The organism is Dactylosporangium sp. NPDC051484 (assembly GCF_040689395.1).
Lineage (GTDB): Bacteria > Actinomycetota > Actinomycetes > Mycobacteriales > Micromonosporaceae > Dactylosporangium.
Window position 1 is genome coordinate 209,651 of the sequence record NZ_JBFAZX010000004.1, and the last position, 20,331, is coordinate 229,981.

The following is a 20,331-nucleotide window of genomic DNA, read 5'->3' on the forward strand; positions in this document are numbered from 1 at the left end:
GCTCGAAACGTTTCTGAGGGAGTATGTCGAGCGTGAGAGAACGCAAGCCCATCGAGTCCTGGCTCACCGACATGGACGGGGTCCTCGTCCACGAGGGCGAGCCCGTGCCGGGCGCACCGGAGTTCGTCAACCGGCTGCGCTCGTCGGGCAAGCCGTTCCTGATCCTGACCAACAACTCCATCTACACCGCGCGCGACCTGCAGGCGAGGCTGCGGCGCATAGGCTTCGACGTGCCCGAGTCCGCGATCTGGACCTCGGCCCTGGCGACCGCGCAGTTCCTCGACAGGCAGCGCCCCGGCGGCACCGCCTACGTCATCGGAGAGGCGGGCCTCACCACCGCGTTGCACGAGGTCGGGTACATCCTCACCGACACCGAGCCCGACTACGTGGTGCTGGGGGAGACCCGCACGTACAGCTTCGAGGCCATCACCACGGCCATCCGCCTCATCAACGACGGCGCCCGGTTCATCTGCACCAACCCGGACGCGACCGGCCCGTCAAACGAGGGCGCCCTGCCCGCCTGCGGCGCCGTGGCGGCCCTCATCTCCAAGGCGACGGGCATCGAGCCGTACTTCATCGGCAAGCCCAACCCGATGATGATGCGCTCGGCGCTGAACAGCATCGACGCGCACTCGGAGACCACCGCCATGATCGGCGACCGCATGGACACCGACGTCCTGTGCGGCCTGGAGGCCGGCCTGGAGACGATCCTGGTGCTCAGCGGCATCAGCACGGCGGCGGACGTGGAGCGCTACCCCTACCGCCCGTCCCGGATCATCCCGTCGGTCGCCCAACTGATCGACGAGGTCTGATCGTCGCCTCGGATTGCCGGGCCGAGTGCTCGGCAATCCGCTCTCCCCGCTGTGACAAGCCGGCTGAATAGCCGATCAGAGGGGCCGTCAATTGGGCTGGTAGCGGCAGCCCGCGAGCGATGTTTCCGTGATCATGCGCTGGCGTCCACGATGCGCGGGGTTCGCCGTGATCACGGAGTGAACGTGCTGCTTCTTGTGCATGTTCACTCCGTGATCACGGCGAACATGCTGGCTGGAGCGGTGGCTACAGCAGGGGCGCGTTGCAGGCGGCAACCAGGGCCCGGCGGCAGGCGGTCGTCAGCGGGCGCAGGGCTGCGTCGCGCTGCTGGACCTCGTAGCCGTTGATCGCACCGCCCGGGGCGGCGTGCTCGGCGAGGGCCAGGACACGGTCGAGTATGCTCGCCCGGGCATACAGGCGACGGGCCCTCGGGTCGTAGCCGGGCGGCAGGTCGGTCGCGCCGTCGGGCTTGCGGATGGCCTCGATCGCGCCGGCGAGCTCGGGGCGCCACTGGGCGATGTCCAGCTTGGCCAGCGTGCGCGTCGCGGTGGCCAGCTCGGCGGACAGCTCCGCCTCGGCCTCGGCGGCGCTCGGCTCGTGGGTCGGGGGGCGCTCCTCCGGCAGGGCGAACACCTGCCAGCGCACCGTCTCGAACTCGTCGCCCGAGCCGGACGTGTGCAGGCGCAGCTCTGGCACGAAGCCCAGGCCGCCCGCGATCACGCCCTCGCCGGCGAGCAGGGCGGCGCCGGTGAACGGGCCGGGGCCGGGCAGGCCGCGCGGGTCGCCCGGTGCGGGCAGCACGAGGCGTACCTCATCCGGGTGCAGCTTCGACAGCGACGGCAGGGCGTGGGCGAGCGACACGTCGGTCCACGTGCCGGGGACGTCGGAGACCATGTGCTCCTCGTCGCCGGAGATCTCGGCGGCGGCGTCGTCGCACGGCACCAGGCCGGCGCGCCACGCCCGGACCCATGCCACGAAACGCGCCGAGCGGCGCGCCTGCAGGGTCGCCGCGCGTGCTGCGGGGGACATGGGAGCAAGGGTACGTGCTGGCGTGCCGGTATGTCTCGCGGGCGAAGGGGCCGTCAGCGGATACGCTTCCCGGCCATGGACGTCCTGGCGAACAACGACTGGCGGCGCCGGCGCACCGTACCCGTGGTCGAGGCCGAGGTCGACCTGGTCGTGGAGGATGCCGACTCGGGATTCTGCGGGGCCGTGGTCGGATTCGAGCTCGGCGCCGTGGTGCTGGAGGACCGGCACGGCATGCGGCGCAACTTTCCGCTCGACCCGGCCGCGTTCCTGCTCGACGGGCAGCCGGTGACGCTCGTGCGGCCGGCGCCTCAGCGGGTACACCAGCGCAGAATGACCGCATCGGGGTCCATCGCGGTGGCCGGGCACACCGCCCGGGTCGCCCGCCGCAGCCGGATCTGGGTCGAGGGCGTCCACGACGCCGCGCTGGTCGAGCGCATCTGGGGCGACGACCTGCGCGTCGAGGGCGTGGTGGTGGAGCCGCTGGACGGCATCGACGAGCTGGCGGCCGAGGTCGATCGGTTCGACCCGGGCCCGGTGGCGCGCCTCGGCGTGCTCGTCGACCACCTCGTGCCCGGCTCGAAGGAGAGCCGGATCGTGGCGTCGGTCCAGTCGCCGTACGTCCTGGTGACCGGCCACCCGTATGTCGACGTCTGGCAGGCGGTGAAGCCCTCGGCCGTCGGCATCCGGGCGTGGCCGGTGGTGCCGCCGGGGCGCCCGTGGAAGGAGGGCGTGTGCGTGGCACTGGGCGTCGCGGACCCATCCGACATGTGGCGGCGGATCCTGGCGTCGGTGTCGAGCTTCCGGGACGTGGAGACGCCGTTGATCAACTCGATGGAGCGCCTGATCGACTTCGTGACGGAGCCGGACGAGGCCGGCTGAGCGGGCTCAGGGCGTCGGCCACGGCTCGCGCGCCGGCATGGGCGCGGGCGACCAGCTCGTCGATGCGGGAGACGGTTTCGGGCAGGAGGCACACGGGATTCGCCTTCCTTCGTCACGGCAATCTGACCTGCCCCAACTGTGCACCGCAGGGGGGAAGGTGGCGGGGAGCCGACCGGATCCTGCGACGATCTTGCGACGATCTTGCGGGAAGGGCTGTGCGGGCGGGCGTGACGTGCATCGGCGTGACACGATCGAAGCGTGGATGTCTGGCTGATCGTCTGGCTGATCGTCGGCGTCGCCCTCGTCGCGGCGGAGGTCTTCACGACCACCTTCGTGCTGTTGATGTTCGCGATCGGGGCCTTCGCCGCCGCGGGTGCCGCCGCCCTCGGCGCCAACGAGCCGATCCAGGCCGCCGTCTTCGCCGCGGTGAGTGCGCTGTCCTTCGTGGCGGTGCGGCCCACGCTGCGCCGCTACATGCACCGCGACGAACGCGACACGCAGATGGGTGTCGAGGCCATCGAAGGCTCGATGGCGCTTGTGCTGGAAGATGTCGACAATGACAGCGGCATGATCAAGATCGACGGGGAGCTGTGGCGGGCCCGCCCGTATGACGTGACCCAGAGCTTCGCCAAGGGTGAGCGGGTCCGGGTGATCGAGATCAAGGGTGCTACCGCAATGGTTTGGAAGGACTGAGGCCCAGTGGATGCAACCGTGCTCCTGGCCATTTTGGTGATCGCCGTCGCCCTGATCGGCATCATCACGGTGTCCAAGTCGGTGAAGGTGGTACCGCAGCAGGTCGAGTATGTGGTGGAGCGGCTCGGGAAGTACAGCCGGACACTCACCCCCGGCCTCAACATCCTGGTGCCGTTCATCGACGCCGTGCGCAACAAGGTGGACAAGCGCGAGGCGGTGGTCAACTTCCCGCCGCAGCCCGTGATCACCTCCGACAACCTGGTCGTGTCGATCGACACGGTGCTGTACTTCAAGGTCGTCGACTCGGTGCGCGCGACGTACGAGATCTACTCCTATCTGCAGGCGATCGAGCAGCTGACCGTCACCACGCTGCGTAACGTGATCGGCTCGCTCGACCTGGAGAAGGCGCTCACCAGCCGCGACGAGATCAACCGCCACCTGTCCGGCGTGCTCGACGAGACCACCGGCCGCTGGGGCATCAAGGTGACCCGCGTGGAGATCAAGGCGATCGAGCCGCCCCCGAGCATCCGCGACTCGATGGAGAAGCAGATGCGTGCGGAGCGTGACCGGCGCGCCGCCATCCTGCACGCCGAGGGCCTCAAGCAGTCCCAGATCCTCACCGCCGAGGGTGAGAAGCAGGCGGCGGTGCTGCGGGCCGAGGGCGAGCGGCAGTCCCGCATCCTGACGGCGGAGGGCCAGGCGAAGGCCATCCGGACCGTTGTCGACTCGATCCACCTGGCCAACCCGGACTCCAAGGTCATGGCGTACCAGTACCTGCAGTCGCTGCCGCAGATCGCCGCCGGCCAGTCCAACAAGCTGTGGATCCTGCCGGTCGAGCTGACCAAGGCCCTGGAGGGCATCGGCGGTGCCCTGGGTGGCATCGCTCAGATGTCCAACGACGAGCGCAGCCGGCACATCGACCAGAGCGCCGTGGAGGAGGCCGAGTCGGCGGAGGTCCTGGAGGCCCGCCGGGCGGCCGAGGAGGCGGCGGCCGCGGCCAACGCGGAGGCGGCCGCGGCCGCGGCCCAGGTCTCCGGCGATCAGCCGCCCCGCGAGCTGACCGGCTCGGCGGGCATCGCGCCCTCGGCGTTCGACCCCGCGCCCGAGCAGAACCGCGACAACACCTGACGAACCGCTCGCGGTCGCTCGTCCCGCCGGACGAGCGACCGCGGGACGTCAGGCGAGCCGCCTGCGTCGTTCAGGCTGCCTGCGTGGTTCAGGCCGGGGCTTGTTGATCGTCACCTCGGGTGAGCTCCCAGAACGCGACCGCCGCCGCGTTGGCCACGTTGAGCGAGTCGACGCCCCGGCGCATCGGGATGACAATGCGGGCGTCGCTCGCGTGGAGTGCCTTGGCGGTCAGGCCGGGGCCCTCCGCGCCCAGCAGGAGCGCCGGCCGGGCGCGTTGTGCCGCGGTGAGCCGCTGGATCGGCACCGCGTCGGCGGCCGGGGTGAGCGCGAGCACCGTGAAACCGGCCTGCCGCACGTGGGTGAGCGCGTCCGGCCATGGCTCCAGCCTGGCGTACGGTACGGCGAACACCTCGCCCATGCTGACTCGGACGCTGCGGCGGTAGAGCGGATCGGCGCACGACGGTGACAGCAGGACAGCGTCCATGCCGAGCGCCGCCGCGCTCCTGAACAGAGCGCCGAGATTCGTATGGTTGTTGATGTCTTCCAGGACCGCGATCCGCCGGGCTGACGCGAGCACGTCGCCGGCAGCCCGTTCCGGGTTGCGATGGAATGAGGCGAGCACGCCGCGGTGGACGTGGAACCCGGTGATGGCCTCGAGCGTCGCCTGGTCGCCGGCGTAGACAGGCACGTCGCCGAGGGGCAGGTCATCGAGCTGGCTGACGCGTTTGGCGTCGATCAGCACCGAGCGCATCCGATAGCCGGCCCGCAGGGCCCGGCGGAGCACGAGCTCGCCCTCGGCGATGAACAGTCCGTTCGGTGGCTCCCACCGGGTCCGCAGTTCCACGTCGGTGAGCGCCCGGTAGTCGGCGATTCGTTCATCATTGTGGTCGGTGATCGTCTCTGCTGCCCGCACTCACTGGATTCTGCCTTGTGTGGCGGGGCGAACCGACTCAGGTCGTCGCCTGGGGTGACGCAAGTATCCTGAAGTCTTGATCGACAAAGAGCCGGGGCGATGAGCTCCTGAGGAGGAGGCTGATGCCCTTCACGCTGAGCCACCCGGCTTTGATCCTGCCGCTGAGCCGCCGTCCGTTCGTTGCCTCGGCCCTGGTCGCCGGCGCGGTCGCCCCGGATCTGCCTTACGTCCTCCCGCAAGCCACCTCGGCAGCGTGGGGGCCGTACAGCGACTACAACCTCACCTACACGCACGAGTTCGGCACCGGGATGATCGCCGGGACGATCGGAGCGCTGATCCTGGTCGCGCTGTTCCACCAGGTGCTCAAGCGCCCGCTGATCGCCCTGCTCCCGGCCGCTGCGGCGGGGCGCCTGACCGGGCCCGCAGCACAGTTCCGCTGGTCGGGGGTGCGGCAGGTCGCCTGGATCATCCTGTCCACGGCGATCGGAGTGCTCAGTCACCTGGTCTGGGACGCGCTGGTCCACGAGAACGGCTCCGCTTCGTGGTCGCCGCTGCCGGACACACAGAAGGTGACCGAGGGCCTGTGGTGGGCGAGCACCCTTGTCGGGGCGCTGGCCATGGTCAGCTGGATCTACCGCTGGTGGCGCCGTCAGCCCGGCGTCCCGGCCGGACCGCGGGTGACGCTCAGCCCGGCCGCGCGCTGGTGGACCCTCGCGGCGATGGCGGCGGCCGGCGTCATCGCAGCCGTCCTGCAGCTGGCGTGGCACGGCTACGGCGTGCTCGACGCTGTTCACTCGATGGCTGTGCTGCGTCTGGTTGTGACCAGCGCGATGTCCGGCGTCGGTGTGGGAGTGCTGGTCTACGCCGTGCTTTGGCAACTGTCGGTGGGCCGGCGCAGCAAACGAGAACCCGCAGGACCTTAGCTGTGTGGGCGTGGGCGCTCCGGCCGCGTTCCCGTGTCTTCACCACCAGCGCCCATCACGTGCCCGAAATGCGTCTTCAGCCTCCGCGTGGACGGCGCATAGCCGACAGCGGTCGGAAAGCCGACCTGCCCGGCATCCGCCGCCCGACGGTATGGCCGCCCGCACGCCGCCAGACTTGGCGACCATGAGTGCGCCACACCAACCGCCCTACCAGGGCGCTCCATATGCGGCACCGCCGTTCCCGGGGCCGCCGAGCCCCGCACCCAACCGCAAGAAGGTCCTCGGCCTCGTCCTCGGCATCGTCGGCGGGATATTCGCGGTCTGCCTCGTTCTCGGGACCGTCCTCGTCCTCGTCCTCGCCGACGGCAACGGCGACCAGCCGGTCGCCACCAACTCGGCCACCCAGGCGGCCACTCCGGCGGCCACCCGGGCCGGGAACCCGGCCGGCGGCTACAAGCAGCCCACCGATCTGTGCGCGCTCGCCGACCCGAGCCTGCTCGGCCCGCGCGTCGGCACCGGCACGGCAGAGCCCGTCGAGGAGAAGACCAGGTACACCCTCAACGGCTGCGAGTACTTCCTCTCCGCCGCAGACGGCGCTCAGGGGCTCAAGACGTTCGCCAACGTCGACGGCGACACCGCGGCCCGCTACAAGGAGTCCGCCGAGGTGTACCCGAAGATCGCCGGCTTCGACGACGAGAAGGTCACCGGCTGCGGCTCGCAGGGTTTCTACATCCGACGGCTCAGCGCCGGCGACAAGCGCATCGAGGCGACCCTCGTCTGCACCGACCAGAACCTGTACGTCGAGGTCCGCTTCACCGCCGGTGGTAACGAGCCCTGGGACTCGGACGCCATGAAGACGAACATGGTCGCCCTCGTGAAGGGCATGTTGACGAAGGTCCCGAAGGCATGACGGCGTGGACCGGGCCGCCGTGGCCCGGTCCACGCTCGACGGCTGATGCGCCGCTGCCCGTTGCGCGCGCGAGCCGCGAAATCGTCGGCGCTCGGGTACGTCCATGAGGCCCGTTCTGCTTGTACGATCCGCGCTGATGTTCCCGACCGTTCGCGAGGTGCTCGCCCTGGAGCCGGTGCGCAACGGCGCTCCGCGGATCGTGGCGGGCGAGTGCGGTCTCGATCAGGCCGTGCGCTGGGTCCACAGCTCCGAGGTGCCCGACATCGCCACCCTGCTGCGCGGCGGGGAGCTGGTGCTGACCACCGGCATCGGGCTGCCGCCGGACGACGCCGGGCTGCGCCGCTACATCACCGACCTGGCCGAGATCGGCGCCTGCGGCCTGGCCGTGGAGATGGGGCGCCGTTACGCACAGCGACTGCCGGCCGTCCTGACGCGTACGGCGGACGAGCTCGGCTTGCCGCTGGTCGAGCTGCACCGCGGCACGCCGTTCGTGGCCATCACCGAGGCGGTGCACTCGATGATCATCGACGCGCAGCTGGCCGAGCTGCGCGCGACGGAGGAGATCCACCAGCGCTTCACCGAACTGTCCGTCGAGGGCGCGGGCCCGGCCGAGGTGGTCGCTCAGGCCGCGGCCCTGGCCGGCGCGCCGGTGGTGCTGGAGAACCTGTCGCGGCAGGTCCTGGCGTACGACGCCGCGGGCGGCTCGGCGGCATTGCTGCTGGCCAGCTGGGAGGCGCACTCGCGGGCGATCCGGCCGGCCGGGCGCACCGGCCACGACGCGCAGTCCGGCTGGCTCGTGACCGCCGTGGGCGCGCGTGGCCAGGATTGGGGGCGGCTGCTCATGCGGGTGCCGTCGGTGGAGGCGCGGTACGTCATCCTGATCGAGCGGGCCGCCTCGACGCTCGCCCTTGGCCGGCTGATCGACCCCGACCCGGAGGGCCCGCAGCGGACCCTGCTCACCGCGCTGCTCAACCACACCATGCCGGTCGAGGACGTGGCGCTGCGCTCCCGCGCGCTGGGGGTACCGCTGGAGCGCCGTCACCTCGTCGGACTGGTGATCCGCCCGGCGCTGGCCGCCGAAGCCGAACGCGCGTTGTCGGAAATGTCGATCAAGGGCCTTGTCGGGACCTTGGACGCGATGAGTGCGGGCGTGCTGCTGGCCCTGCGCGACAAATCGGATGAGTCGGAAGTACTGCGACAGTTCGCGGAGCGTCTGCAGAAGGGTGACCGGTCGATCGTCGTCGCGGCCGGCGAGGGGGTGTGGTCGCCGCGCGAGGCGCGCCGGTCACTGGTCGAGGCGGCCCAGGTCGCCGCGGTGGTACGCCACCCGGTCGCCGGCGTCGTCCGCCTCACCGGCGTCAGGTTGCCGGGCCTGCTGCACATGCTGCGCGATGAGCCGCGGTTGCAGACGTTCGTGGAGCGGGAGCTGGGCCCGCTGCTGGCCTACGACGCCCAGCACCCGCGCGAGCAGCTGCTGGGCGTGCTTCGGGTTTACCTCGAGTGCGGCCGCAACAAGTCCGCCGCGGCCGAGCACAGCCACCTGTCGCGCCCGGCGTTCTACGAGCGACTGGCGAAGATCCGCAAGATCCTGGGCGCCGACCTCGACGCGGTCCCGGTGTGCCTGTCGCTGCATGTGGCCCTGCTGGCACTGGACGCCCTGCGCAGCTGATCCCGCCGGCTATTGCATCGAGATGTGCACGTGGTTGTAATGGTCGCCGGCCGGGGTGCCGTCGCCGCCGTAGGACTTCCAGCCGCTGCTCGGCTGCCAGATCTGCTTGTACCAGATCACGTATTTCACGCCGAGGTTCTTGGCGTTCGCGATCGCCCAGGCGGACAGGTTGTCGCCGTAGGTCTTGTCGCCGCCGGTTGCTCGCGCATTGACGAAGGTCGATGCATTCGACGAGAAGTCGCACGCCTTGCCCCGCGGGTGGTCGCCGCCACCGCCGCCGCGGTAGCACGACGTGTAGCGCGTGAAGCCGGCCCTGCGCGCCTCGTTGTAGAAGTTGAGCATGCGCGGCGAGATGCACCCGCTCGTCGTCGGGTCCTTGAGTGAGCAGCCCTCGGACGGGAACGAGCCGTCGGAGTTGCGCGTGCCCGAGTTCGTGGTCACCTTGCCGCCCGTCGGCGTGCCGCCGCTCACGTCCGCACCGCCGCCGGCCTTGCGCAGCGCGGTTTCGGCGGCCTTCTTGTTGGCTTCCATGATCTTCAGCTGCGCCTGCTGGTTGGCGATCGACGCGTCGATGTCCTTGCGCTGCTGTTCGAGCTGCTTCTGCGTTTCGACCACCGCATGCAGCTGCCTGTCCTCCTGCTGCAGCATGTACTCGACGGTGACCATGTTGTGCAGCAGGTCGTCGGGGTTGTCCGCGCCGACCATCACGGTGAGCAGGCTGACCCGGCGGCCCCGGTATGCGGCCGAGGCGAGCGCTCCGGCCGCGGCCTGCAGCTCGGTGAGCCGGGTCTGCGTCTTGGTCATCTGCTCGCCGATCGAGGCCTGGTCGGCGACGGACTTGTCGAGCCGGCCCTTCGCGTCGTTGTACTCCGCGTTCGCCTTGTCCAGGGCCTGACGCACGGTAAGATTCTGCCCGCCATCCTCGCCGGGTGTCGGCTCCGCGGTCGCGGAGTTGCCGAACGTGGCCACCAACAGCAACGCGGTGACCGCCAGCGTGAGGAGACGTCTGGGTGCCGTCAACATCGCCGGTCAGCATACCGAAGCGTCCTGAAAACACCAGCGAGAGAACTCACGGTATGGACGACCTACTCATCCGTCATCGGCGGGTCATGCCCGCCTGGATGCCCGTGTACTACGACGAACCGATCGAACTGGTCACCGACAAGGGTCCAAGCGTCACGGACAGTAATGGAAAAATCTACCTGGATTTCTTCGTCGGCGCGCTGATCAACTCGCTCGGTGACGATCTGCCGGAGGTCCGCGAGGTGGCCGAGCGTCAGTCGCGCACCGGCATCGTGCACACCTCCACGCTCTACCTCGTCCGCCAGCAGGTGGAGCTCGCCGAGAAGATCGCGCGGCCGTCCGGCATCCCCGCCGCCCGGGTCTTCCGCACCCACTCCGGCACCGGGGCCGGCGAGGCCGCCCTGCGGGCCGTCACCAGCAAGCGCGGCGGCAACAACGGCCGGGGCCTCATGATCGGCGTCGAGCTGACCAGCGCGGCCGCCATGGCACGACTCTGCGCATGGGTCCGCCGCTGAACCTCACCGAGGGCGAGGTGCGCGAGGGCCTGGAAATTCTGCCCAGCGCATTGCACGAGCGCTGGGGCGTTTTGGGCCGATAACGCCCAGTTCAACCCGACGATCGTCGGCAGGCCGAACCATCTCAGACGGGTTGGTTCGGCCTTTTCCATGAAAATCGATGGATTCCGGCCCACCCTCCGCTTGTAACAAAACGGGCTAAATCTCGGTCCACCCCTGCCGTCGCCCCGTCCCGGGCGGTCCCCTTGGGCGCCCGGCGGGCGGCGTCACCTCAAGATCGAGATCTACTCTGAGCTGGGCTTTTAGCTAACTTTAAGATCCACTTCTTTGGTAACGGTTTGAAAACTTCGCCCAACTCCTTGACAAGAAGGGCCCCTCAGTAAGAACTTTTACCACTAACCGTTAAGGAACTTTTTCGAAGGGGACGCCATGACGTCACGCGAGGAGCTCACGACGGCGGTGCAGACCGCGGTCGGTGCCTCGCCCGTGTCGTCCGTTCCCGCGGCTGCTCAGGTCCCGCCGCCCCCGATCGCCGGTCCCGTCGACGGCTTCGTGATCGCCGCGCCCGGCGCCGGCGAGAGCGTCCTGGTGCGGGTCCGCGCCGGGCTGCCCGAGTTCACCGGCGCCCTGCAGCGCGTGGCCGAGCTGATCCTGGCCGACCCCGCGGCGGCGGCCCGCTCGACGATCGTCGAGCTCGCCGAGCGCAGTGGCACCTCGCCCGCCACCGTGACCCGCTTCTGCCGGGCGCTGGGCTTCGTCGGCTACGCGGAGCTGCGGCTGGCCATCGCCGGCGAGACCGGCCGGGCCGCCCGCACCGGCGGCTGGACGGTGGACATCGGTCGCGAGATCCAGCCGACCGACCCGCTGGAGCGCGTGCTCGGCCAGATCATGGCCGCCGACACGCAGGCGATGCACGACACCGCCGCCCTGCTGGACCTCACCGAGGTGGAACGCGCCGCGGAGGCCATCGCCCGCTCTACCCGGGTCGACATCTACGGCCAGGGCGGCAGCGCGCTGGTCGGCGGGGAGATGCAGTTCTGCCTGCACCGCATCGGCGTCGCCGCATGGGCCTGGACCGACGTGCACAACGGCCTGGCCAGCGCGGCGCTGCTCAAGGCCGGCGACGTGGCGCTCGGCGTGTCGCACAGCGGCCAGGCGCGCGAGACGGTCGAAATGATCGCCGAGGCGAGCAGCCGGGGCGCGACGACGATCGCGCTGACCAGCTTCCCGCGCTCGCCGCTGGCGGAGGTCGCCGACATCGTCCTGCTCACCGCGACGCAGGCGACCACCTTCCGGCCGGATGCCCTCTCGGCCCGGCACCCGCAGCTCGTGGTGCTCGATCTGCTGTACATCGCGATCGCGCAGCGCACCCACGAGCGCGCCCATGCAGCGTTCTCCGTCACGGCCCAGGCGGTCGCCGGTCACCGGTCGGCCTCTGGAAAGGAAGTGTCGTGACCACCTTCCAGGACGCTCACGCGCGAAAGGGCGACGGGATGGCCATCACCGCTCACGGTTACGTCTCCGCGATCCAGTCGGTCATCGACCGGATCGCCCTGACCCAGGTCGACGGCGTCAGCCAGGCCGCCGACCACATCACCGCCGCGCTGCGCGCCGGCGGCCTCCTCCAGGCGTTCGGCACGGGACACTCCGAGGCGGTGGCGGTGGACTTCGCCGGCCGCGCCGGGGGCCTCGTGCCGACGAACAAGATCCTCCTTCGGGACCTCGTCGTCTACGGCGGCGCGGACCCCAGCATCCTCGAGGACGAGAAGCTGGAACGCGATCCGAGCATCGCCGCCCGGCTCTACGAGATCGCCGCGCCGCGTCCGGAGGACGTGTTCGTGATGGCCTCGCAGTCGGGGATCAACGGGGGGATCGTCGAGATGGCGCTGCTGATCAAGCAGCGCGGGCACAAGTTGATCGCCATCACCTCGGTCGAGCACACCCTCCGGGTGTCCCCCAGGCACCCCTCGGGCAAGCGGCTCGCCGACATTGCCGACGTCGTGCTGGACAACGGCGCGCCGTACGGCGACGCACTGCTGTCGCTGGATAGCGGCGGCGCGGTCTGCCCGGTCTCTTCGGTCACCAACGCGCTCATCGCGCAGCTGGTGGTCGCCGAGGTCGTGCGACGCATCGAGGCCGCGGGTGAGGTGGCTCCCGTCTACCTCTCCGCAAACGTCCCCGGCGGGGACGAGCACAACCACACCCTCGAGTCGCGGTACGCCGGACGCGTCCGGCGAACCGCCTGACCCGAACCGAGGAGACCCCCAAATGTCCAATGATCTGACTCGTCGTACCGTCCTGCGGCGCGCTGCGGCTGCGGGCCTGCTCGCCACGCCGGCCGCCGGCCTGCTGTCCGCCTGCGCGGACAGCGGCAGCGATGAGCCCACCAACACCAACACCGCCGGGGGGGCGGTCAGCGCGACCAACCCCCTCGGTGCGCCCGAGGACCAGCCGATCAACGTCGTCATCTTCAACGGCGGCTACGGCGAGAAGTACGCGACCGACGTGCACGAGCCGCTGTACAAGAAGGCGCACCCGAAGTCCGAGGTCAAGCACCAGTCCAGCCAGGCCATCGCCACGCTGGTTCAGCCGCTGATCTCCGGCGGCAACGCTCCGGAGTTCGTCAACAACTCCGGCGACAAGATGATGGACTTCGGCGCGCTCGTCGCCGACGGCCAGCTGCAGGACCTGACCGCGCTCTTCGACGCGCCGTCGGTCGACGACCCGTCGAAGAAGGTCCGGGACACCCTGGTGCCCGGCACGATCGATGCCGGCTCGTTCAACGGCAAGCCGTACGTGCTGTACTACGTCTCGACCGTCTACGGCATCTGGTACTCGGGCAAGCTCTTCGCCGACAAGGGCTGGAAGCCCGCCTCCACGTGGAGCGAGTTCACCGCGCTCTGCGAGGAGATCAAGAAGGCCGGCATCGCGCCGTACGCGTACGCCGGTGCCAACGCCGCGTACTACCAGTGGAACATCATCCTCACCAGCGCCGCGAAGATCGGTGGCGCGGACGTCCTCAAGAACATCGACAACCTCGAGGACGGTGCCTGGAAGGTCGACGCGGTGAAGCAGGCCGCGGAGGCGTGGGCCGAGATCGGTGCGAAGTACAACCTGCAGGGCGCCGAGGGGCTCAAGCACACCGACGTCCAGCTCAAGCAGAACCAGTACCAGCTGGCGTTCTACCCGTCCGGCGACTGGCTCGAGAACGAGCAGAAGAAGGACACACCGGAGGGCTTCAAGTACCAGCTGCTGACCACGCCGAGCGTCACCACGTCGGACAAGCTCAAGTCGACGGCGCTGCGCGCGGCGGCCGGTGAGGGCTACGTGGTCCTGGCCAAGAGCAAGAACCCCAAGGGCGGCCTGGAGTACATGCGCCAGATGCTGTCGAAGGCGGGCGGCAAGGGCTTCACCGAGACGGTGAAGGCGCCCACCGTGGTGCAGGGCAGCACCGAGGGTCTCTCCTTCACCCCCGGCATCCAGTCCTCGCAGGACGCCCTCAAGGCGGCCGGCCAGGAAGTGTTCAACCTGTTCTTCGACGGCTGGTACAAGGACCTCGACAAGGAGGCCCGTACCGCCACCAACGAGCTGATGTTCGGCCGGATCAAGGCCGACGCGTTCGTCGAGCGGATCCAGAAGAAGGCCGACGAGATCAAGAAGGACTCGTCCATCTCCAAGTTCAAGCGCTGATCGGAGCCTGATCATGCGGCACGGAAGATACCCCTTCATTGTGGGGTTCCTGGTTGCGCCGGTGACGCTGTACGCGATCTTCGTCCTGTCCCCGTATGTGCAGACGATCCGTCTGTCGTTCACCCAGTGGCGTGGGTTCGTCCCGCCTAAGTGGGTCGGGACGGAGAACTACTCGCGCATGTTCCACAACCACCGGTTCTGGCAGGCGCTGGAGCACCACGCAATCATGCTGGTCTTCCTGCCGCTGATCACCATCGCGTTTGCCCTGGTCTTTGCCTTCCTGCTCAACGTGGGTGGCAGGGGCCAGGGCGGCAAGACCGCGGGTGTCTGGGGGTCGAAGTTCTACCGCGTGGTGTTCTTCCTCCCCCAGGTCCTCGCGATCCCGGTCATCGCGGTGCTGTTCCAGACCGTCTACCGGCCCAACGAGTCCGGCCTGATCAACGGTGTGCTGCTCAAGACCGGCCTGGACGCTCCGGTCGGCTTCCTCATCGACAAGAACCTGGCGCTACCGTCGATCATCGCGGTGCTCGTGTGGCAGGCGGTCGGCTTCTACGTCGTGCTGTTCTCCGCCGGCATGGCGAACATCCCGGGCGAAATCTATGAGGCCGCCGAGCTCGACGGCGCCTCGAAGATCCGGCTGTTCTTCTCGGTCACGCTGCCGCTGCTGTGGGACACGCTGCAGACGGCCTGGGTGTACCTCGGGATCATGGCCTTCGACGGCTTCGCCATCGTGTCGGTGCTGGCCCAGGACAACGGCGGCCCGGACGGCGCCACCACGGTCCTCGGCCTGGAGATCTACAACAACATGCAGCAGAGCCGCCTCGGCGACGCGACCACCTACGGCGTCGCGCTGTGCCTGCTGACCCTCACGTTCGCCGCCCTGACGCTGCGCGTCACCCGGCGCGAGTCGTACGAGTTCTGAGAGGCCGGGACATGACTGCCACCGTCGGCCGGGAGACGCCTGGCCAGCGCAGCGGAACGACCGAGGCCCGGAGCCGCGTGCAGGCCACGACGCCCCGTCGGAAGATCAACGTGCTCGGCGGCCTCGGGCACGTCCTGCTGGCCGTGTGGGCGTTGCTCATCATCGTGCCCCTGCTCTGGGTGTTCCTGGCCTCGTTCAAGAACACCACGGAGATCTTCAGCGCGCCGTGGACCATGCCGGCCCACCTGCGCTGGGAGAACTGGGGCCGGGCGTGGACCAAGGCCCACGTCGGCACCTATGTGATCAACAGCGTGATCGTGGTCAGCCTGAGCACGTTCGGCACGATGCTGCTGTCCTCCATGGCGGCGTACGTGCTGGCGCGGTACAAGTTCTGGGGCAACCGGCTGATCTACTTCGCCTTCGTCGCCGGCATCGCCTTCCCGCCGTTCCTCGCCGTCGTGCCGCTGTTCTTCGTCGTGAAGAACTTCGGGCTGCTCAACAGCTACACCGGGCTCATCCTGGTGTACATCGCCTACTCCCTGCCCTTCACGATCTTCTTCCTGTCGGCGTTCTTCCGGTCGCTGCCGAACTCGGTGGCCGAGGCGGCCACGATCGACGGCGCGTCGCACACCCGGCTGTTCTTCTCGGTGATGCTGCCGATGGCCAAGCCGGGGCTGATCAGCCTCACGATCTTCAACCTGATCGGGCAGTGGGCGCAGTACCTCCTGCCGCTGGTCCTCATGGCCGGCGCGAGGGACAAGTGGGTGCTCACCCAGGGCATCGCCGACATCTCGACGGCGGCCGGATACGAGGCGGACTGGTCTGGCCTCTTCGCCGCGCTGACGATCTCGATCCTGCCGATGATCGTGATGTACATCATCTTCCAGCGCCAGATCCAGGCCGGCCTCACCGCTGGCGCCGTGAAGTAAAGCGCAAGTACGCCGCAGGCCCCGGCGGGTGCGATGTAATGCCCTCGTGCTCGTCGCGCTGACACCCTCCGGGGCCGGTGGCCTACTCAGGCCGCTGGCCGACGACGGCACGCCAGCGGGGCCCGAGCGGCACGTCACTGATCTGGCGGGGGCGGTCGCGGAAGTCGAGTCACGCGACCGCCCCCGCTGGCTGTGGGCGTCGACGGCGGACATCTATCCCCGACTGCTGCGAGCGGGAGTCCGCGTCGAGCGCTGCCACGATCTCGAACTCGCCGAGGCACTCCTGCTCGGCGCGGAGGGCGCCTGGGGCCAGCCACGGGCGCTGGCCGCGGCGAGCGCCCGCCTGGCGGGACGACCGGTGCCGCCCGACCCGCCGGCGCGGCCGGCCGAGCCGCCCGGTCTGTCGCAGGACTCGCTCTTCGACGCGTTCGACGCCCCGGCCGTACCGCTGCGGGAACTTCTCGACGTCTATGCGGCGCAGCGGGCGCGGATCGAGGCGCTGCCCGAGCTGCCGTCCGCGCCCCGGCTCGCGCCCCGGGGCGGCGGCATGCGCGCCCTGATCGCGGCGGAGTCCGCCGGAGCGCTGGTCGCCGTCGAGATGGGGCTGGCCGGGCTGCCCTGGCGCGCCGACGTGCACGACGCCCTGCTGCGTGAGCTGCTCGGCCCGCCCTCGCCGGTCGGCGGCCCGCCCGCGCGCCTGGCCGAGCTCGGTGCCCGGCTCAACGAGACCCTGGGTCAGCGCGTGCACCCCGACTCGCCGGCCGAGCTGCTACGCGCCTTCGCCCGGGCCGGGATCATGCTGCGCAGCACCCGTCGCTGGGAGCTCGAGCACGTCGACCACCCGGCGGTGCCGATCCTGCTGGAGTACAAGGAGCTCTACCGGCTCTGGGTCGCGCACGGCTGGTCGTGGCTGGAGCAGTGGGTCACCGGCGGGCGGTTCCGCGCCGAATACATCCCGGGCGGCGTCGTGTCCGGGCGCTGGGCCACCCGCGGCGGCGGCGCCCTGCAGATCCCGAAGGTCGTCCGGCGGGCCGTCGTCGCCGACCCCGGTTGGGCGTTCGTCGTCGCCGACGCGGGGCAGCTGGAGCCGCGCGTGCTCGCCGCCGTCTCCGGTGACCGCCGCCTGGCCCGCGCCGCCGACGCGGGCGACCTCTACGCCAACCTCGCCGCCGAGGCGTTCGACGGCGACCGCGCCAAGGCGAAGCTGGCGCTGCTCGGCGCGATGTACGGCCAGACAGGCGGCAACGCCGCGCCGGCCCTCGCCGCGCTGCGGCGCTTCTACCCGGCCGCCTGGGACCTCGTCGAGGGGGCGGCGCGCACCGGCGAGACCGGGGGACTGGTGCGCACCTGGTTGGGCCGGACCTGCCCGCCGGCCTCGGCGACCTGGCGCGAGGGGTTCGACGAGCCGGGCGCCGAGGTCGAGTCGCGCGGCGGCGCCCGGGGCAGGGCCCGCGGCCGGTTCACCCGCAACTTCGTGATCCAGGGCACCGCGGCCGAGTGGGCCCTGGTGCTGCTGGCCCGCCTCCGTGCGGCGCTGGCCGGGCGCCGCGCGGAGCTGGTGTTCTTCCAGCACGACGAGGTCGTGGTGCACTGCCCGCGGCCGGAGGCCGAGGCCGTCGCCGCCGTCGTGCACGCCGCCGGCGACGAGGCACGGCGACTGCTGTTCGGCGACACCGAGGTGCGGTTCCCCCTCGACGTGTCGGTCGTGGAGCGCTATAGCGACGCGAAGTAGGCGGCCATCGCGTCGGTGTGCGTCTCGAAGCACAGCGGCCGCGGCCCGACCGAGACCTCGAAACCGAGCGACTCCTCCGTGCGGATCGACGCCGGCAGTTCGGCGAGCGGGCGCGATGGCAGCAGCCCGAACACGATCAGGTTGCCGCTGCGCACGCTCTGCACGTCGAAGAGGCGCACGTCGGCCGCATCGGCGAGGATCGTGGTCTCTTCGCGTAGCTCCCGGGCCGCGGCCTCCTGCCACGACTCGCCGATCTCGATGAATCCACCGGGCAGCGCCAGCTCGCCGCGCATCGGCTCGACATCGCGGCGCACCACCACGATGCCGCGCCCCTCGTCCGTGTCGACCGGCAGCAGCACGACGGCGACCGGCAACGGGTTGCGCCAGGTCGTCTCGCCGCACGCGGCACACACCCGCGGCCACGGCGCCCCTTGCGCATAAGCGGCGCCGCAATACGAACAGTGATCATGGAGGGCCATGAGCATGCAGCCTACCGAGAGGGTACTAATCTGATCCGAGTCGGTGCTGACCCGTTGGACGTAGGAGAGCCCCGCTGAGCGCGATAGTCGGACTGGTTCTCGCCGCAGGTGGCGGCCGCCGGTATGGCGGGCCCAAGGCCCTCGTGCGTCACGAGGACGGCCGCCTGCTGGTCGAACGCGCCGTCGCCACGCTACGTGACGGCGGCTGCACGCGGATCTGGGTGGTCCTGGGCGCCGAGTCGGGCCGGGTGCGCGACGAGGCGCGGCTCGCCGGTGTGGAGCTGCTCGACAACCCCACGTGGAAGAGCGGCATGGGCTCCTCGTTGCGGGTCGGCCTGGCCGCGTTGGCCGAGCTGGCCGAGACCGATGCTCAGGCGGTGGCCGTGCTGCTCGTCGACACCCCCGGCATCGGCCCGGAAGCGGTCGCTCGCCTGCTGGCCGCCGCGTCCGGGGGCTCCGGGGCGCTGCTGACGGCCACGTATAAGGGCCGGCGCGGCCACCCGGTGATCCTGGGCCGCGACCACTGGCCGGGCGTGACGACCCTGGCCACGGCGGACGTCGGCGCCCGCGCCTACCTGATCGCCCACGCCGCCGATGTGCAGGGCGTGCCGTGCGAGGACATCGCCGACGACACCGACCTGGACGTACCACCGGAGGGTTAGCACCCGCCCGGCGCCCTCACATTCCCGGTCGTACGGACCCGTACGGTTTTTGGGATTCGGCGCCGGTGGAGCATAGTGGGAGCGTGCCGGACTTCGCGTCGCCGGCCGCTCTCGCGGCGCGCCTGGCCGACGTGGGCCACCTCGCCGACGAGGGGCTTGCGATGGCGGGCTTCCTCGCGCTGCGCCCGCCCCGGCCGATCTTCCTGGTTGCCCGCCGAGGAGCCCGAGGCCCCATACCATTCGACGCTCTCGGCGCTGGTGGAGAACATGGAGGTTCGTCGTGCGTGAGGTGTTGAACGAGCTGCTGGACTGGTGGCGCGCGGGGGAGCCGGTCGGGATGGCCACCGTCGTGCGCACCTGGCACAGCTCGCCGCGCCCGCCGGGCGCGACGATGCTGGTCGGCCCGGACGGCACCGCCGTCGGCAGCGTGTCCGGCGGCTGCGTCGAGGGCGCCGTGTACGAGCTGGCACGCGAGGTGGTCGAGACCGGCACCCCGGTCGTGCAGCGCTACGGGGTCAGCGACGACGACGCGTTCGCCGTCGGCCTCACCTGCGGTGGCATCATCGAGCTGCTCGTCGAGACGGTCGGCCCGGACACGTTTCCGGCGCTGGACAAGGTGGCCCGCGCGATCGAGCACCGCGACCCGGTCGCCGTGGTGTCCATTGTGGAGGGTCCCGACGACCGCATCGGGCGCCGCCTCGTGGTCTGGCCCGGCTCGGTGGACGGCAGCCTGGGCTCGCCGCGGCTGGACGCCGCCGCGACCGACGACGCCCGCGGCCTGCTCGCCGCCGGACGCACCGACACCCTGCACTACGGCCTGGACGGGGAGCGGCGCGGGGAGGGGCTGACGCTGTTCGTGGCCACGTACGCCCCGCCCGCGCGCATGCTCGTGTTCGGGGCCATCGACTTCGCCGCCTCGGTCGCGCGGATCGGGGGCTTCCTGGGATACCACGTGACGGTCTGCGACGCCCGCCCGGTCTTCGCCACGTCCAAGCGCTTCCCCGGCGCCGACGAGGTGGTCGTGGACTGGCCACACCGCTACCTGGAGGGCGAGATCGAGGCCGGCCGGGTCGACGACCGGACCGTCGTGTGCGTGCTCACCCACGATCCCAAGTTCGACGTGCCGGTACTGCGGGTCGCGCTGCGGCGGGACTTCGCCTACGTCGGCGCCATGGGCTCACGGCGCACCCACGACGACCGCGTGGCGCGCCTGCGCGAGGCCGGGCTCAGCGAGGCCGAGCTCGCCGGGCTCTCCTCGCCGATCGGCCTCGACCTGGGCGCGCGCACCCCGGAGGAGACGGCGGTGAGCATCGCGGCCGAGATCATCGCCGGCCGCTGGGGCGGCGGCGGAGCGCGCCTGACCACCACCGTCGGCCGGATCCACCACGACTGATCGCGGTATCTCTACGCCGCGCCCGTCGCCCT

General features: G+C 70.4%; 19 protein-coding genes and 1 pseudogene. 16 read left to right on the plus strand and 4 right to left on the minus strand.

Annotated elements, in window-relative coordinates:
• Positions 1-23: 23 nt before the first annotated feature.
• Entirely contained in the window at positions 24-812 is a 789-nt protein-coding gene (locus AB0367_RS09720; protein WP_366225808.1) for an HAD-IIA family hydrolase, read from the plus strand.
• A 244-nt stretch (positions 813-1,056) separates the two neighbouring features.
• On the opposite strand, the gene AB0367_RS09725 is transcribed toward AB0367_RS09720, so the two are convergent.
• Positions 1,057-1,839, minus strand: a complete 783-nt coding sequence (locus tag AB0367_RS09725; RefSeq protein ID WP_366225809.1) for a hypothetical protein — start codon at positions 1,837-1,839, stop codon at positions 1,057-1,059.
• Positions 1,840-1,914: 75 nt separating this feature from the next.
• On the opposite strand from AB0367_RS09725, the gene AB0367_RS09730 reads away from it, so the two are divergent.
• The 3 genes from AB0367_RS09730 (at position 1,915) to AB0367_RS09740 (ending at position 4,539) form a co-directional block, all read left to right on the plus strand.
• On the plus strand, positions 1,915-2,718 hold the full coding sequence (locus AB0367_RS09730) for a DUF3097 domain-containing protein (RefSeq protein ID WP_366225810.1): 804 nt from the start codon (positions 1,915-1,917) through the stop codon (positions 2,716-2,718).
• A gap of 258 nt (positions 2,719-2,976) precedes the next feature.
• Positions 2,977-3,411, plus strand: a complete 435-nt coding sequence (locus AB0367_RS09735) for an NfeD family protein (protein ID WP_366225811.1) — start codon at positions 2,977-2,979, stop codon at positions 3,409-3,411.
• Positions 3,412-3,417: 6 nt separating this feature from the next.
• Positions 3,418-4,539, plus strand: a complete 1,122-nt coding sequence (locus tag AB0367_RS09740) for an SPFH domain-containing protein (protein WP_366225812.1) — start codon at positions 3,418-3,420, stop codon at positions 4,537-4,539.
• Between the two features lie 88 nt (positions 4,540-4,627).
• Here the strand turns inward: AB0367_RS09740 and AB0367_RS09745 are convergent, their stop codons facing one another.
• Complete coding sequence (locus tag AB0367_RS09745; RefSeq protein ID WP_366225813.1) at positions 4,628-5,452, minus strand: RNA methyltransferase; 825 nt, start codon at positions 5,450-5,452, stop codon at positions 4,628-4,630.
• 122 nt (positions 5,453-5,574) lie between these two features.
• On the opposite strand from AB0367_RS09745, the gene AB0367_RS09750 reads away from it, so the two are divergent.
• The 3 genes from AB0367_RS09750 (at position 5,575) to AB0367_RS09760 (ending at position 8,954) form a co-directional block, all read left to right on the plus strand.
• The gene (locus AB0367_RS09750; RefSeq protein ID WP_366225814.1) at positions 5,575-6,375 is read left to right on the plus strand and encodes a DUF4184 family protein; all 801 of its coding nucleotides are present in this window, start codon (positions 5,575-5,577) and stop codon (positions 6,373-6,375) included.
• Between the two features lie 184 nt (positions 6,376-6,559).
• Complete coding sequence (locus AB0367_RS09755) at positions 6,560-7,285, plus strand: hypothetical protein (RefSeq protein WP_366225815.1); 726 nt, start codon at positions 6,560-6,562, stop codon at positions 7,283-7,285.
• Between the two features lie 136 nt (positions 7,286-7,421).
• Positions 7,422-8,954: a PucR family transcriptional regulator gene (locus AB0367_RS09760; RefSeq protein ID WP_366225816.1), complete on the plus strand. Its 1,533-nt coding sequence runs from the start codon at positions 7,422-7,424 to the stop codon at positions 8,952-8,954.
• 9 nt (positions 8,955-8,963) lie between these two features.
• Here the strand turns inward: AB0367_RS09760 and AB0367_RS09765 are convergent, their stop codons facing one another.
• Positions 8,964-9,977, minus strand: coding sequence for a hypothetical protein (locus tag AB0367_RS09765; protein WP_366225817.1), 1,014 nt, complete (start codon positions 9,975-9,977; stop codon positions 8,964-8,966).
• 53 nt (positions 9,978-10,030) lie between these two features.
• On the opposite strand from AB0367_RS09765, the pseudogene AB0367_RS09770 reads away from it, so the two are divergent.
• From AB0367_RS09770 to AB0367_RS09800, 7 genes and pseudogenes are all read left to right on the plus strand, one after another.
• A pseudogene (locus AB0367_RS09770) lies at positions 10,031-10,402 on the plus strand (aminotransferase class III-fold pyridoxal phosphate-dependent enzyme); the annotation flags it as partial.
• A gap of 519 nt (positions 10,403-10,921) precedes the next feature.
• Positions 10,922-11,947, plus strand: a complete 1,026-nt coding sequence (locus AB0367_RS09775) for a MurR/RpiR family transcriptional regulator (RefSeq protein WP_366225818.1) — start codon at positions 10,922-10,924, stop codon at positions 11,945-11,947.
• A gap of 38 nt (positions 11,948-11,985) precedes the next feature.
• The gene (locus AB0367_RS09780) at positions 11,986-12,738 is read left to right on the plus strand and encodes an SIS domain-containing protein (protein ID WP_366226038.1); all 753 of its coding nucleotides are present in this window, start codon (positions 11,986-11,988) and stop codon (positions 12,736-12,738) included.
• Positions 12,739-12,760: 22 nt separating this feature from the next.
• Complete coding sequence (gene ngcE / locus AB0367_RS09785) at positions 12,761-14,182, plus strand: N-acetylglucosamine/diacetylchitobiose ABC transporter substrate-binding protein (protein ID WP_366225819.1); 1,422 nt, start codon at positions 12,761-12,763, stop codon at positions 14,180-14,182.
• 40 nt (positions 14,183-14,222) lie between these two features.
• Entirely contained in the window at positions 14,223-15,104 is an 882-nt protein-coding gene (locus tag AB0367_RS09790) for a sugar ABC transporter permease (protein ID WP_366225820.1), read from the plus strand.
• Positions 15,105-15,115: 11 nt separating this feature from the next.
• Positions 15,116-16,033: a carbohydrate ABC transporter permease gene (locus AB0367_RS09795; RefSeq protein ID WP_366225821.1), complete on the plus strand. Its 918-nt coding sequence runs from the start codon at positions 15,116-15,118 to the stop codon at positions 16,031-16,033.
• A 46-nt stretch (positions 16,034-16,079) separates the two neighbouring features.
• The gene (locus tag AB0367_RS09800; protein WP_366225822.1) at positions 16,080-17,765 is read left to right on the plus strand and encodes a bifunctional 3'-5' exonuclease/DNA polymerase; all 1,686 of its coding nucleotides are present in this window, start codon (positions 16,080-16,082) and stop codon (positions 17,763-17,765) included.
• Here AB0367_RS09800 and AB0367_RS09805 read toward each other — a convergent pair.
• On the minus strand, positions 17,747-18,244 hold the full coding sequence (locus tag AB0367_RS09805; protein WP_366225823.1) for an NUDIX domain-containing protein: 498 nt from the start codon (positions 18,242-18,244) through the stop codon (positions 17,747-17,749). The two genes, AB0367_RS09800 and AB0367_RS09805, sit on opposite strands and share 19 nt — an antisense overlap.
• Positions 18,245-18,336: 92 nt before the next feature.
• Between AB0367_RS09805 and AB0367_RS09810 the strand changes: the two genes are divergently transcribed.
• Positions 18,337-18,906: a nucleotidyltransferase family protein gene (locus AB0367_RS09810; RefSeq protein WP_366226039.1), complete on the plus strand. Its 570-nt coding sequence runs from the start codon at positions 18,337-18,339 to the stop codon at positions 18,904-18,906.
• Positions 18,907-19,186: 280 nt separating this feature from the next.
• On the plus strand, positions 19,187-20,299 hold the full coding sequence (locus AB0367_RS09815; protein ID WP_366225824.1) for an XdhC/CoxI family protein: 1,113 nt from the start codon (positions 19,187-19,189) through the stop codon (positions 20,297-20,299).
• Positions 20,300-20,331 lie beyond the last annotated feature (32 nt).

What these genes read in the sequence shown, in the direction of transcription:
- AB0367_RS09755 (WP_366225815.1), top strand. Translation starts at nt 6,560, where the DNA reads ATGAGTGCGCCACACCAACCGCCCTACCAGGGCGCTCCATATGCGGCA.
- AB0367_RS09775 (WP_366225818.1), top strand. Translation starts at nt 10,922, where the DNA reads ATGACGTCACGCGAGGAGCTCACGACGGCGGTGCAGACCGCGGTCGGT.
- AB0367_RS09725 (WP_366225809.1), bottom strand. Translation starts at nt 1,839, where the DNA reads ATGTCCCCCGCAGCACGCGCGGCGACCCTGCAGGCGCGCCGCTCGGCG.
- AB0367_RS09795 (WP_366225821.1), top strand. Translation starts at nt 15,116, where the DNA reads ATGACTGCCACCGTCGGCCGGGAGACGCCTGGCCAGCGCAGCGGAACG.
- AB0367_RS09805 (WP_366225823.1), bottom strand. Translation starts at nt 18,244, where the DNA reads ATGGCCCTCCATGATCACTGTTCGTATTGCGGCGCCGCTTATGCGCAA.
- AB0367_RS09750 (WP_366225814.1), top strand. Translation starts at nt 5,575, where the DNA reads ATGCCCTTCACGCTGAGCCACCCGGCTTTGATCCTGCCGCTGAGCCGC.
- AB0367_RS09780 (WP_366226038.1), top strand. Translation starts at nt 11,986, where the DNA reads ATGGCCATCACCGCTCACGGTTACGTCTCCGCGATCCAGTCGGTCATC.
- AB0367_RS09765 (WP_366225817.1), bottom strand. Translation starts at nt 9,977, where the DNA reads ATGTTGACGGCACCCAGACGTCTCCTCACGCTGGCGGTCACCGCGTTG.
- AB0367_RS09720 (WP_366225808.1), top strand. Translation starts at nt 24, where the DNA reads ATGTCGAGCGTGAGAGAACGCAAGCCCATCGAGTCCTGGCTCACCGAC.
- AB0367_RS09760 (WP_366225816.1), top strand. Translation starts at nt 7,422, where the DNA reads ATGTTCCCGACCGTTCGCGAGGTGCTCGCCCTGGAGCCGGTGCGCAAC.
- ngcE (WP_366225819.1), top strand. Translation starts at nt 12,761, where the DNA reads ATGTCCAATGATCTGACTCGTCGTACCGTCCTGCGGCGCGCTGCGGCT.
- AB0367_RS09730 (WP_366225810.1), top strand. Translation starts at nt 1,915, where the DNA reads ATGGACGTCCTGGCGAACAACGACTGGCGGCGCCGGCGCACCGTACCC.